The sequence below is a fragment of the Streptomyces sp. V3I8 genome (genome assembly GCF_030817535.1).
Taxonomy (GTDB): domain Bacteria; phylum Actinomycetota; class Actinomycetes; order Streptomycetales; family Streptomycetaceae; genus Streptomyces.
The window spans coordinates 7419167-7431810 of the sequence record NZ_JAUSZL010000002.1; the positions used below are offsets into that span (position 1 = coordinate 7419167).

At 68.3% G+C, this 12644-nt stretch carries 11 protein-coding genes; 2 read left to right on the plus strand and 9 right to left on the minus strand.

What is annotated here, in order from left to right; genetic code table 11:
* Positions 1-235 precede the first annotated feature (235 nt).
* On the minus strand, positions 236-961 hold the full coding sequence (locus QFZ75_RS32840) for a dienelactone hydrolase family protein (RefSeq protein ID WP_307542714.1): 726 nt from the start codon (positions 959-961) through the stop codon (positions 236-238).
* 717 nt (positions 962-1678) lie between these two features.
* Positions 1679-2749 carry a glutamate--cysteine ligase gene (locus QFZ75_RS32845; protein ID WP_307542716.1) on the minus strand — a complete coding sequence of 357 codons (1071 nt, stop codon included), beginning with the start codon at positions 2747-2749 and terminating at the stop codon, positions 1679-1681.
* 46 nt (positions 2750-2795) lie between these two features.
* Here QFZ75_RS32845 and QFZ75_RS32850 point away from each other — a divergent pair, with 46 nt between their 5' ends.
* Entirely contained in the window at positions 2796-3356 is a 561-nt protein-coding gene (locus QFZ75_RS32850) for an NAD(P)/FAD-dependent oxidoreductase (protein ID WP_307542717.1), read from the plus strand.
* A 19-nt stretch (positions 3357-3375) separates the two neighbouring features.
* Here QFZ75_RS32850 and QFZ75_RS32855 read toward each other — a convergent pair whose 3' ends face one another.
* A complete protein-coding gene (locus tag QFZ75_RS32855; RefSeq protein ID WP_307542719.1) occupies positions 3376-4572 on the minus strand; it encodes a polyprenyl synthetase family protein in 1197 nt (398 codons plus the stop codon).
* A 1373-nt stretch (positions 4573-5945) separates the two neighbouring features.
* Here QFZ75_RS32855 and QFZ75_RS32860 point away from each other — a divergent pair.
* Positions 5946-6284 (plus strand): MerR family transcriptional regulator, encoded by a 339-nt coding sequence (locus QFZ75_RS32860; RefSeq protein ID WP_307542721.1) that lies wholly within the window; start codon positions 5946-5948, stop codon positions 6282-6284.
* A 130-nt stretch (positions 6285-6414) separates the two neighbouring features.
* On the opposite strand, the gene QFZ75_RS32865 is transcribed toward QFZ75_RS32860, so the two are convergent.
* The 6 genes from QFZ75_RS32865 to QFZ75_RS32890 form a co-directional block, all read right to left on the minus strand.
* A complete protein-coding gene (locus QFZ75_RS32865) occupies positions 6415-6615 on the minus strand; it encodes a hypothetical protein (RefSeq protein WP_307542723.1) in 201 nt (66 codons plus the stop codon).
* 680 nt (positions 6616-7295) lie between these two features.
* Positions 7296-7544, minus strand: coding sequence for a helicase associated domain-containing protein (locus QFZ75_RS32870; protein ID WP_307542725.1), 249 nt, complete (start codon positions 7542-7544; stop codon positions 7296-7298).
* 207 nt (positions 7545-7751) lie between these two features.
* On the minus strand, positions 7752-9089 hold the full coding sequence (locus QFZ75_RS32875; protein WP_307542726.1) for a glutamate-cysteine ligase family protein: 1338 nt from the start codon (positions 9087-9089) through the stop codon (positions 7752-7754).
* A 16-nt stretch (positions 9090-9105) separates the two neighbouring features.
* On the minus strand, positions 9106-9552 hold the full coding sequence (locus QFZ75_RS32880) for a 2'-5' RNA ligase family protein (RefSeq protein WP_307542727.1): 447 nt from the start codon (positions 9550-9552) through the stop codon (positions 9106-9108).
* Between the two features lie 922 nt (positions 9553-10474).
* A complete protein-coding gene (locus tag QFZ75_RS32885; protein ID WP_307542729.1) occupies positions 10475-11365 on the minus strand; it encodes an NmrA/HSCARG family protein in 891 nt (296 codons plus the stop codon).
* A 119-nt stretch (positions 11366-11484) separates the two neighbouring features.
* Positions 11485-11910: a MarR family winged helix-turn-helix transcriptional regulator gene (locus tag QFZ75_RS32890; protein WP_307542731.1), complete on the minus strand. Its 426-nt coding sequence runs from the start codon at positions 11908-11910 to the stop codon at positions 11485-11487.
* Positions 11911-12644 lie beyond the last annotated feature (734 nt).

Below are 12644 nucleotides of genomic sequence, written 5' to 3' on the forward strand. Positions count from 1 at the left end.
CCTCGCCTGATGAGGCACTGCTTCGCCACCACCTCATCGGCCACCTCCGTCAGGTAGCCCCCTCAACAGCACCGGTCACTCCTGCGGCACCTCGTCCACGAGACAGAGCAGATCTCGAACGCGGTCTCAGGGATCAGGCACCGGATCCGCTCGGGAGCGGTTGCAGGGAGTCCGGCCGGATCGAAGGAGCAACTCCGCCCCTGAGGTCCTGTGAACAAACCCCGGTCTGCCCTGATCACTCCGCTACGGGCAGGCACTCGGCGAGCAGGTCGACGACGTCCCGCCAAGCTCGCTGCGCGTGCTGAGGGTGATGACCGACCCCGGGAAGCACGATGTGGTCGACCGGTGGGTGATGGAAGGCGTGCAGGGCGCCGCCGTAGACCACGAGGCGCCAGTCGACGCTCGCAGCTTGCATCTCGGCGGTGAACGCGTCCCGTTGCGCGGGCGGCATGATCGGGTCCTCCGACCCGACCCCGGCCCACACCGGGCAGTGAATGCGCGCCGTCTCGCCTGGTCGGCCCGTGGTCAGTCCGTTGACTGTCGCGATCGCGCGCAGGTCGACACCGTCGCGCCCGAGTTCCAGCGCGATTGCGCCCCCGGTGCCGTAGCCGACGGCGGCGATCCGGTTCGGGTCGGTCCGCGGCTCGGCGCGGAGCACGTCGAGCGCCGCGTGGCCGATGCCCCGCATCCGGTCGGGGTCGGCGAGCAACGGCATGCAACGGGCCAACATCTCCTCAGGGTCGCCCAGATAGCGCCCGCCGTGGAGGTCGAAGGCCAGCGCCACGTATCCCAACTCGGCGAGCGCATCGGCCCGGCGGCGCTCGACGTCGCTGAGCCCCACTCCCTCGGGCCCGACCAGGACCGCGGGCCGGCGGTCGACACCGGCCGGGAGTGCGAGGTGCCCGATCATCGTCAGGCCGTCGGCCGCGTATTCGATCGTGCGCGTTGCAACTGTCGTCATGAGCCTGGACTGTAGTGATCGTCGAGCCCGGTCGGGCCGGTGTTCTGCCGCTGGCAGAAGGCAGGTCTCTGGCGTATTCCGAACCACCCCGTCAGCGGTTCAGCTCAGAGTCTGCGAACGAATCGCCGTCCGCCCGAGGGGCGGGCGCACCGCATGCTGCTGCGGGCAGACGGGGTTTGTTCACAGGCCCTGACGAGCCGAAGCTCAGGATCTGTGACCCAGGCCGAGGCGTGACGCTCTCCATGTCGGTCGGCTATGGGACTGCCTTGCGAAAGAGAGACAGCAGGGATTGCGCTCGAAGGACGCCTGGGTCGAAGAACCGCGTAGTCAGATCGGACGGCACAGCCCCCCGGCAGGCGAACCTCGTGGCAGGTGAAACAGAACGCCGCCTCAAACAGCGCCAGATCGGCCAGATCGAGAGAGATGTCGTACGCCCGAACGCCCCAGCCAGGCGAGAAACCGCAGCGATGCTGTATCACTACCGAATCACTACCGGATCACTACCGGGCAGGCTCTCGACCAAGGCAGGGCGGCGACAGCTTCGCTGCCGGCCCAGCTGGCAACCGCCGTGCGTGCCCGCAAGGCACCAAGGATCTTCCCCGGAATCGAATAAGCGTCAGAAGTGAGTAGCTCATTCGGGTCCTCACCCCATTCAGTGCGCACATTGGGAGAGAGGCTGGCTGTCGTGGAGATGGCTGTTCCTGGGGAGGGGACCGGTCAGGCGGTGGCTTGTTGTACGAGATGGTCGACGACGTCGAGGTAGTTGTGCCGGTGGCGGTAGGCGGCCCGTTGACGGGCGGCTCCGTTGCCTCGTTCGGCGGCGTGCCGACCGGTCAGGTGGACACGGGTGAGCTCGTCGGGGGTCAGGGCGGGCATGACGATGTTCCAGAGCTGATCGAGGTGGCGGGATGCGGGCTGCAGCCTGCCCGAGGCCAGGTCGATGCTCTGACCCCTCACGCCGTCGCGGGCGGCGCGCCAGCATGCCGCCCGCAGCATCTCCGCCTGCGGCCGCGGCCCGGGTTGCCCGTCGCGTACGGCGGTGAGGGCTGTGCCGGCGAGGCCTTTGACGGCCGCAGCCAGGAGAAGGGTGTCGTCGATGGTGGGAGCGGCGTCGGCCACCCGTATCTCGAGGGTCGGCACGTGGTGGGAGGGGCGGATGTCCCAGTAGACGCCGCCGCGGTCCAGGAGGGTCTGGCTGCTGAGGAGCCGGCCGAGCAAGTCCTCGTAATGAGCGGCGGACTCGAAGTAGGGCGGGGGTCCGGCGACAGGCCAGCGTCCCCAGGTCAGGGTGCGCCAGCTGTCGTAGCCGGTGTCGTAGCCGTTCCAGTAGGGGGAGTTGCCGCTCAGAGCGATCAGCGCGGGCAGCCAGGACCGCAGGTGGTTGCTGACGGCGAGCGCGGTGGTGAGGTCGGGGATCTCGACGTGGACATGGCAGGCGCACACGGTTTGTTCGTGGTCCAGGGCGCGGAAAGTGGCCAGGCTCTGCGCGTAGCGGTCTCCGGCGGCCAGCGGTGGGGGAGTGTGCTGACCCAGTACGGGTGTTCCGCTGGAGATGATGCGCAGACCCAGGCGGGCGGCGGCGTGTGCGACGGCGTGGCGGATGTGGCGCAAGTCGTCGCCGAGGTCGATGAGGCTGGTGTGAGGGTGGGTGCGGACCTCGACCTGGTAGCGGGTCAGTTCGGTGGTGACCCGGTCGCCGAGTTGTAAGGCGGCTTCGGTGACGACTTTGTCCGCGCGGGTGCTGAGCTGCCGGGAGACCGGGTCCACCACCAGGTACTCCTCTTCCACACCGATCCGCACCACGGGTGTAGCGCTGCGGTGGCGGGAAGAGGCGGTGGCCGTCGCTGAGCGTCTGGGGGCGGAGGTCCGCTTCTCGCTCTTCATGGCAACGAGTGTGTCACTTACGGTGATCGCATCAGGCCGGTGTCGGCCGGAAGGGGCCCATGCAAGGCAGCGTACCGGTGTCCTGTTCATTGGCGGCGGCCCGGCCGGATCGACCGCCGCGGTGCTCATGGCCCGCGAGGGGATCGAGGTGGTGCTTCTGAAGCGCGATCGCTTCCCCCGCCACCACGTCGGCGAGTCGCTCCTGCCGTCTCTTCTGCCGTTGCTGGACATCCTGGGAGTGCGGGATACGGTCGAGACGCACGGCTTCGTCCGCAAGAGGGAGCGTTCTACGGCTGGGGCGGCCAGGAGTGGTTTCTCGGCTTCGACGAACCGGGACGACCGGCCGCCTACAGCTTCCGGGTCATCCGCAGCGAGTTCGACCACCTCCTCCTGCACACACGCGCGCGAGCAGGGCGCCGACGTCCGCGAAGGCGTCACCGTCCGCCGCATCTTCTTCGAAGACGGCCGCCCCACCACCGCCCTGTGGTCCGAACAGGAGAATCAGCTGTGACGGCGCTGCGCTGTGCGGGTCAACAGCTGACCTGTGCCCTCTGGTTCGCGGATGTGGGCCGGGGCAGGTTGCGGTTGATCACGTACTGGACGATGGCGTGCAGCATGTCGGTGGCGGGGGAGGCGGGCAGGAGGGGCTGCAGTTGCCGCCAGGCGGTCCTCAAGCTGTCGCGTGCCTGGTCGGCGCAGGCGGCCACGGCTCCGCACGCGGCAAGCTCGTCGGCTACCTGGCGCACCGTGGTGTCGTCGGCGCCGCCGTGGCGGACGGCCTCCCACAGTTGCCGCCCGGCGGAGCGGGACAGCAGGGTGACGGCGTGCGCCAAGGGCATGGTCACCTTGCCGTTGCGGAGGTCTTCGCCGGGCTGTTTGGTGGCTCGTCCTGCGCGTTGTACACCGGTGAGGTCGGAGACGTCGTCGCTGATCTGATACGCGCAGCCCATGGCGGTGCCGTATTCCTTCAGGGCGAGCTGCATGGCAGGGGCAGCGCCGCTTGCCAGGGCGGCGATCTGCAGGCATGCGCCTTCCACAGCACCTGACTTGAGCCGGTAGGTGAGCCGCAGGGTCTGCAACAGTTGCCGGTTGTCTCCGCTGGCCACAGCGGCATCCATCTGTGGCGTATGGCCCTGGATGTCCAGGCTCTGCCCGGCGTGCGCGGCAAGCAGCGCAGCCATGTAGGCCTCCAGGGCCGTGCCCCGCAGATTGGCCTCTTCGGGCAGGCAGTGGGTGAGGGCGGTGCTGAGGGCGAAGTACGCTGCGGTGCCCGCGTTGAGGGCGACAGGGACGGCGTACTGCTCGTGCACCGAGGGGTGGCCGCGCCGCATGGGGGAGCGGTCCTCGATGTCGTCGACGACCAGTGATCCGGCATGTGTCATCTCCATGGCGGCGGCCAGCGGGCCCAGACGGTGCCCGTCTGCACCAAGGACGTCCATGGTCTGCAGCATCAGCCCGGGCCGCCAGCGCTGTCCGCCCCGGTCGATCAGCCATCGCATCGGCGCGATCATGCCTGCGTGGCAGCGAGCGGTCACGTGCGCACGCACGTCGGTAGGCACGGCACGCCAGCTGCTGTCCGCGCCGAGGAACGCCTCTGCCACATCCTGACGGGACAGCACGGGATACAGCTGATCCAGTCGTTCATTCACGCGGGAAGTCAGCTGCGCCAGGCAGTCGAGGACCGCGTCATCTGTCTCCTGGCCGTCGCAGGAGCGGGTGTTCAGCACGGGCGCGGCCTCCTCGCGTGACCGCTGCGGTCACAGCGATCGACCAAGGCCGGTCGCCGTGCCGGCCTCGGTATGACGTCAACGACCAGCGATCACATCAGGTCACGTGCTACCGGCTGCGTCCTTCAGCGTTCCATGTCAGCGCCGACTTCTGGATGGGGTGCGGGCTGGCCGCGTACGGCCGGGCGGCGCTGTCCGGAGTCTGAGGGCCCAAGACCGCCTCGGCTGGAGGCGACCAGGCCGTTTCTGGTGGCTCTTGTCGGGTGGGGTGGGCCAAGCTCTTGGCCGGGCAGGTGCCGGGCATGGTGCGGTGGTATGAGCTGAGTAGTGCGTAGTGGCAGAAGGCCGAGTCATTGCTACCGGTCGACAGCCGACAGCCGACAGCCGACAGCCGACAGCCGACAGCCGACAGCCGACGGTCGGCCCGGCGGGCAGCGCTCCGATCACCTGACCGTGGTCGACGGGGTGCTGTTGCGGGCCCGAACGGTGGTTCAGGATGCCCTGACCTCTTCGTCATCCGGCCGCCTCTCTGCCCTTGTGTTCCGGTGCGGCCCGTTGATGACGGCGGTGACGGCCGGTGGGTCGGCTCCTGCCCTCTGTCGCTGCTCGAGGGCGATTAATCCATCACCGGACACGCGAAAATCTATCGTGGCGAGAGTAGACATTGGTTGGCGTCGTGTTATGGTTTCTCTCGTAGCCCAGAGAGACAGCAGGGCCTGGCAGAGATGAACTGCCGGTCAGCGGTATGCAGTTGCAGTACGCAAGACGGTGCGGCGGTGGAGTTCCGGAGCCAGAGCGGTTGCAGGACGGTGACGGGGCTGACGGCCGGACCGGGTGGCCCGCAGTGATCAGGGGCCGCCACAAGCAGGACCGCAGTCCATGCGGTAGCAGTACCCGCAAGTGCAGGTTGCAGGATCCAGCAGTGCAGCAGGAGAGCAGCACCTCGGTAAAGGCGTCGGCTGCGGGCGCGCGTACCGGGAGGTTCGGCAGTGGGGTTCTAAGCCAGAGCAGTTGCAGGACAGGTGACGGGGCTGGCTGCCGAAGGAGTGGCGCTGACACAGGCCACCAGCAGTACGCAGTACCGGTTGGACACGTAGTGACCCAGAGGGACGAACGGAGGAGCGAAGCGCCATCAGGATCGCCCGGGCGGACATCTTGAACCCGGGTACCGCAGGACATCGATAGTGAGGTGGTCTCCGGTCAAGCAACCGCGATCCCAGCAGTTCCGACAGCATTCGGGTCGGGTCTGCGGACACAGAGGGCCGGCGCAGCACTGAGGCCGGCAGATGGTGTAGCAGTTCCTTCGGGGCCCTGGTGCCGTACGGCACCAGGGCCCCTCAAGCGTGTTCCCCGAACAGCGCAGAGAGGTGCAAGTGACAGCAGACGCTTCCTTCGGCCGTCTCGATGACGACGACTATCCCGCCTACACGATGGGCCGTGCCGCGGACATGCTCGGCACCACCCCCGCCTTCCTGCGCGCCATCGGGGAGGCCCGTCTGATCACCCCACTGCGCTCGCAGGGCGGTCACCGCCGCTACTCCCGCTACCAGCTGCGTATCGCCGCCCGCGCCCGTGAACTCGTCGACCAGGGCATGCCCGTCGAGGCGGCCTGCCGCATCGTCATCCTCGAGGACCAGCTCGAGGAAGCCCGCCGTATCAACGCCGAACATCACCGTGCCGTGCGCGAACCGAAGCAGATGACCGCGGCCTGAGCCGTGGTGAGCCGGTACGGCTGCCGTGCCCCGCACAATTCGAAGTGTGTGCCGCGGACGCCGCGTTCTGGCAGTCGCTTGGCGGGCGGGCACCTTCCCGGCACCCGGCCGCGCCTGTGCCGGCGTCTCTTCAACCTGTCTGGCGGCGGGTGTCGGTGAAGCGCACGGCCGGCCCCCAGCTGTCGCGGGCGGTGGCGAGGCACCACTGGCACAGCGGCAGTCCACCGCTGCCGTACTTGTGGGTGGGTCTCCGGCGGCCGGAGCAGGGGCCGATGTAGCTGCTGGAGGCGGTGAAGGTCGACGGGTCCGGTTCGCTGACCCGACTTGGCATGCCGTGCTACCCACTGCCCGGCAAGATCCTGCGGATCTTCCCTGTACGCGCCACGGTCGACAGCGGGCACGTCCCAGCTGCTGCCCGGTCTCGCGCTCCAGCCGCCCGGCTTCCGCGACCTGCTCCGCGCTCAGGCCCTTGCCCTGGCGCCGCACCGCGCCCGGGCCGCTTCCTCAACGCTCCACATCACACTCCCTTCCCGCGCCGCCCACTGCAGACCCAGGTCGGCCAACTACGGACCCCGCTGCGCACTCAGCTTCCCCACCCTCCCCACCGTTCACGTCGATCACTTCGACATGCTTACGAGCGGGCCGCAGGTGGCCCTCGCGGGCACGGAACTGGCGGCCTGACGGCGGGTGTCCTCCAGTGAAGGCTCAAGCAGTTCTGCTCGTTGATGTACAAGGCGGCCCTACGTCAGGCGTAGATGACGCCTACGACCGCATCCAACCTGCGGTGGGGAGGGTAGATATATGCAGGGACGGTTCTCGCGGGACTGAGGCCGCTCCGTGGAGCCCCGGACCCCGGCTCCTTGGTCCTCCGTCTCCCCTTCCCGGAGGAACAGAGATCCGGGGGAGGATCACTGCGCGAAGGACCGACTCCTGCCTCGGCCGGCCTCGTGCAGGGCGCCCCGTACCCGCCACACCGCGGGTACGGGGCATCCTTCAACCGCACCGGACCAGCTACCAACGCGTGCCGAACTCATCGAGCGCCGCCCGCCGTTGTGGGTTGAGTCTGGCGGCCCGGTGCCGGCTGTTGGCCAGGAACGCTCCGAGTTTCACGGCTTCCTGCTCATCCTCCCCACAGCCATCCGCGGTGATCATTTCGACGTGCTCGCGTGCGGGCCGCAGGTGTCCCTTCCGGGCGTGGAACCGGCGGACGGCGGCGAGGCTGGTGTTCCACCGCTCGTCCTGCGACCGCCGTACCGACATGAGCGCCACGGGCACCTTCACATGTCCGGCCCGCCGCCCTTGGGCAACGAGCCACCAGCCGTCGTCTGCGCGCTCCCTCGCTCACTGCTGCTGCGTCGCTCTGCGGGCTTTCGAAGCAACCTTGGCATTGCTCCTCGTGTGGCGTCTCGCAAGATCAGCCCGGTGGCAGGCTTTTCGGACGTCCTCTGGAGGCACAGAGGCACTGGGTCAGGTGGCAGGTGGGATCCGATGGGCGGTGATGTAGCGGGCCGGGTCGTGGCGGTAGCTTGTCCGCCAGCGTCGGGCCGTCTGCTCGGCGAACGTCTCATTGGTGTCGAGGATCTCGTCGAGCGGGTCGAGGTAGGCGACGGCTTCGGGGCGTTCGAGCCCGGCGTGGACGCGGGCCTGCAGACCCGCGCGTGCCAGCTTGAGCAACTGGCGGGCCAGGTCGCGCACGCTGTCGCAGCCGAGGCGGGTGGCCAGTCCGGCCGTGGGCAGTGCCCGTTGAGCTGCGTCGCTCTGCTGAGGCGTGTACGGCCGCAGGAGTTCCCACGCGGCCGCACGACTGGCCGGGTGATACGTGAGCCCGGTCCACAGAGCCGGCACGGCGGGCACATGCGGGTACGGGGGGCCGTCCGGCGCCCGGGTCTCCAGAGTCCGGCGTACCCGGACGGTGGTGTAGATCTGGTCGAGGTGAGAGAGCCAGTCCTGCCAGCGGGGAGGGGTGCCGTCGTCGAAACCGTTGCGGAGGTGGTCTGCGAAGGCCCGGGGTCCGGCGAGGCGGTAGCCGTCTGCACCACGGCGATAGATCATGGGCATGTCCAGAGCCCAGTCCGTGAGCGCCTGCGCTGTGAGCGGCTGGTGCAGTGCCGGGCGCGGGGAGCCGCACCGTCGGGGGTCCATACGCAGCCAGTCGCGGCAGCGGTGGGAAAGGACGCCGTCGAACTCGCCGGCGTACAGCGGCGAGTTGACAAGCAGCGCCGCGACAACGGGCGAAGCGGCGACCTGCACACGCAGTTTGGAGGCCAGGTCGTCCTCGGAAAGGTGATCCAGCGTGGTCTGGGTCGAGGTCGACAGCTTCATGATGTGCGGCGCCCCTTGTCCTTCAGGACCGAGGGCGGCGAAGTACGTTCGCATGACCCCACCGCGCACGGTGAGTACCCAGGAGGCTGTGTCGACGCGGTTGAAGGGGAGGTTCCCCCCGGGAACGATGGCCAGCCCGTACTGCTGCGCCAGTGCCGCCAGGGCCTGCATGGTGACGCGCAGGGCGGTCACCAGGGAGACGAGGTCGTCCGCGGGCGGGGACGAGTACTCCAGCTGGCCTCCGTGCTCGAGCGTCAGCTTCGTCCCGTCCTCGAGGTGCACTCCCGTCAGCACGTCTTCGGCCCAATGCGGTGAGCCTCCCCAGTCCCGCAGGACCCGGTGCAGGAGAGCGGCCATGCCGTGCGGCCCTGCGTAAGGAGCGGCGAGTCCGGTGTTCTCGTCCAGCACACCGGACTCGACCTCCAGGCCGATGCGTTCACGCGTGCCCGTCGCAGGGAGAAACGCTGCGGGCAGGTCCGACATGCGCACAGGGTGATGGCTACGGAAAGTCCTCGCGGGCCGGGCCGAGCGTGACGTGGGGCCAGAAGCCGTCCTCGGCGATGTCCAGGCGCTGTGTGATCTCTTCGTGGATGCCGGCCAGTTCGGGACTGTGCTCGACGCCCAGGCGGACCTGCTCACCTGTCTGGACCGTGTTCTCGTCGTAGCGGTAGGCGGGATCCTTCTGCAGGCTCCAGCTGCCGTGGCGCACCTCGCCGGTCAGGCGGACGACCGGAGCCGGCCATGTCCCCTGGTCGATGAGCGAGCGGACATCGGCCAGTTTCTGTTCGTCGGCGCCGTGGACGAATCCCAGGGTGATGTGGATGTGTTCCGGTTCCTGGGGGTCGACGTAATCGCGGCAGTCCTGTTGCGGACCGCTCAGCGCCTCCACCAGCGCGGTGGGCAGCCGCAGGCAGATGAAGGCATTCGTCGTCCGACCACTTGCCATGCACTTCCTCCGGTACGAACCGGCCCCTCCGGACGAGAAGCCCGATCTCCTGGATACCTACACAAATGCAAACTTTCTCGACAATACGAACAAATTCCCCCAAGCATGTAGCCGGTTCACCGCAGAAACGATCACACCTTCAGCCATACAGGGGACGCGTCGCGGACCGCCGGCCCCGTTCACGACCGATGGCGCGCACTCCGCCAAGGGCTCGGTCACGTACGCGGCTTCTTCGTGGGCGGGCGCCACTCTCACCCCGTCTGGCGCATCCCCGGGCACCCCGGGCACCCCGGACATCGCTCCTGCCGCGACATACGTCACCGTCACCCGCACGGTTGACGGCGTGCCTCCCGCCACTCTTGTGGAGGATGGTGAGCCTCGGTTGACATATGCCAAAGTCATGATTGCAAGGAAAAGCCGCCGGGACGCAGGAGTGGTTGATGGCTGGCCGAAAGCTACGGGTTCTGGCGGGTTCAGTGGCTGTGCCGGGGTGCGCCGGGGTCCCGCCGGCCGCAGCGGTGCCTGCCCCGTCCACGTTGCGGGACGTGGCACCGGGAGTGCCCTGACAGGCGGCGCAGGGACTGCCGAATCAAGAAGATCCAGCACTGCTCTGACCTCGTCGACGGCTGCATCGCTACCACCGGCCTGAGCCTGGACGGCTGACCGATGTCGGGGACCGGCCCGGATCACGCATTCCAGTCCGCATGGTCCCCGATCGCCACGGCGTCGCAGAAGGTCTCCCGGAACCCGTGGTCAAGGCGAGCAGCCTGCCGGTCTCGGCTCGCCAACGGTCAGGTTCTGCTCTGTGGCCCACGGCCACCGCTTGATCATCTGATGTCGACACAACGGAGGAGGATCACGCGGTGGCCGTGCCATGTCTGGGACCGCCACGCCGGCAAGATCACGGCCTACGGCTGGAGTATCAGGAACGGACCAGGTCCGCGGGCGCGGTCCAGCCGGTGGAGCGGATCCACTCGGCCAGGTCCCAGGTGGTCGGCGCGATCGCCTTCACTGCTGCGAGATCTGACGGGTATTCGGACACCTTGGCGAACTGGCGGAACATCGCCTTGTCGAGGTCGTTGCCGAGGACGCTCAGTGGCAGGACCTCGTAGCGTGACGGTAGCCCGGCGCGCGCGCCGAACGCGGCGGCGATCTGGGGGCCCGTTGGCTCGTCGCCGATGACCTCGATGGCTCCGCCGGGCACGTCCGCGGTGTCGAGCAGGATCGCGGCGGCGACCTGGCCGATGTCCTTGATCGAGATCATCTTCAGGGCGATGTCGTTCGGCAGCGGCAGCCTCAGCACGATCGTTCCGTCCTCCAGGCTCGGCGCCATCACGGTCGCGAAGTTCTCCATGAAGGCGGCCGGGCGAACCATCGTGGCCCTCAGGCCGGAAAGCTTCAGGTATTCCTCGATCCGGTGCTTCGAGTCGTGGTGCGGCACGCCCGTTTCGCGATCCGCTCCGAAGACTGAGTTGAACACGACGTGTGGCACGCGCGCTGCGGCCGCCGCATCGACGAGGGCGGTGCCCACTCGGACCTCCTCCTCGATCTCCTCGAGGCTGTTCGCCTCCGGGGTCATGAAGTAGAACGCGTCGACCGCCTCCAGCGCAGCGACCGTTGACGCCGAGTCGTCGATCCGGACGGTCGCCAGTTCGACGCCTCGGGCGGCCAGCGCCTGCGCTCGATCGGACTTGGGGGAGCGGACGAGGGCCCGCACCCGCGCTCCTCGGGCCAGGAGCGCGTCGACGACCGCCCCGCCCTGCTGTCCCGTCGCACCGAAGACCGCGATCGCACCGTTTTCCCGCGTGACCATGTCCTCACCTCTCGCTAGGGCATGGCACGAACCCTGACTAGTTCATGCCGTGAACAATATTAGTTCACGCCATGAACCAATGCAAGGCATGAGGGTGCCCAGGAGAACTGCGCGGTATGTCAGGACGAGGTGGACGCCGAGACGCCCGACGCGTCCACGATGGCGGTGGCTAGGCGTTCGAGGTCGCGCTGGTCGTCGGCGTCGAGGTTCTCCGCGACGTCGGGCAGGCGCTTGGTGGTCTCGGCGAACACCGCCTCGGCGAGCACCTTCCCCGTGGGCGTCACGCTGAGCATGATGACCCGCCGGTCCTGCTCTGAACTCGCTCGGCTGACCAGGTGGCGCCGCTCGATGCGATCGACGAGCTGGCTCAGCGCGTTCTTGGTCATGCCGAGCGAGGTCGCGAGGTACGCCATCTGCCGCGGCTCGTCCTTGACCGCGCACAGCAGCGTGGCCTGCAAGGAAGTCAGGTCGTACTCGGCACAGATCTGCGCGTACCTCCGCTGGATCAGGACCGAGAGCCAGAAGAGCTTGTCACCGTAGTCCACGCCCGCCCCCCGTCTGGTGCCGAATGCCCAGTCTACCGACGCCGACCGGCTTGCCCGACCGTCCAGCTGCCAGTGAAATCCGCCTCGCCTCGCCTTGCCTCGCCTTGCCTCGCCTTGTCTTGCCTGGCCTGGAGCGCCGCGATCCCTCCGCGAAGTCCTCGGCGCCTGGCAAATCCGGCCTGACTCGACGAGCACCAGGTCGGCCGCTGGACCTCCCGGCGGCGTTGGCCGGTGTTCGCGATGCTCGCCCACGCTCTGCTCGCCGTGATCGCCGCCCACGGCAATGCCACACCACCGAACCCGGCCGGTTGATCGCGTTGACCTGAAACGAAGTTCAACGGCTGCCCACCAGCCTGAGTCCTGGCACCCGCCCGCATCTTGGCCTGCCCCGAGGCCTGGTCGATCTGGCGCCGATGCCACCAACACCGAGCCCGCACCGGCCACTACCGACGCCAAGAAGCAACACTTCACTCGCTGTATCGATCTACGGCTGGAGTACTGGCCGATGGGTCTGCCGCTCTCGGCACCGGCCTGCGGACCGCCGTGGTGGCGTTCGCTGCGGCCCTCGGTGCCGCGGATCGCGCTCCTCTGCACCGCCCGCACTTACCGCCTCACCCGGCGCAGGCAGATCACCGACCGCTTCACCAAAGTCCTCGAAAAAGCCCTCGAACGCCTCGGCCCAGATCAGATCTACATACGCGTCGGCGGCATCCTCGCCCTTGAACAGATCGTCC

Bases quoted from the DNA above. Each gene is read 5' to 3' on its own strand.
- QFZ75_RS32840 (WP_307542714.1), bottom strand. From the start codon at position 961: ATGACGACAGTTGCAACGCGCACGATCGAATACGCGGCCGACGGCCTG.
- QFZ75_RS32865 (WP_307542723.1), bottom strand. From the start codon at position 6,615: ATGCCAAGTCGGGTCAGCGAACCGGACCCGTCGACCTTCACCGCCTCC.
- QFZ75_RS32870 (WP_307542725.1), bottom strand. From the start codon at position 7,544: ATGTCGGTACGGCGGTCGCAGGACGAGCGGTGGAACACCAGCCTCGCC.
- QFZ75_RS32875 (WP_307542726.1), bottom strand. From the start codon at position 9,089: ATGTCGGACCTGCCCGCAGCGTTTCTCCCTGCGACGGGCACGCGTGAA.
- QFZ75_RS32880 (WP_307542727.1), bottom strand. From the start codon at position 9,552: ATGGCAAGTGGTCGGACGACGAATGCCTTCATCTGCCTGCGGCTGCCC.
- QFZ75_RS32885 (WP_307542729.1), bottom strand. From the start codon at position 11,365: ATGGTCACGCGGGAAAACGGTGCGATCGCGGTCTTCGGTGCGACGGGA.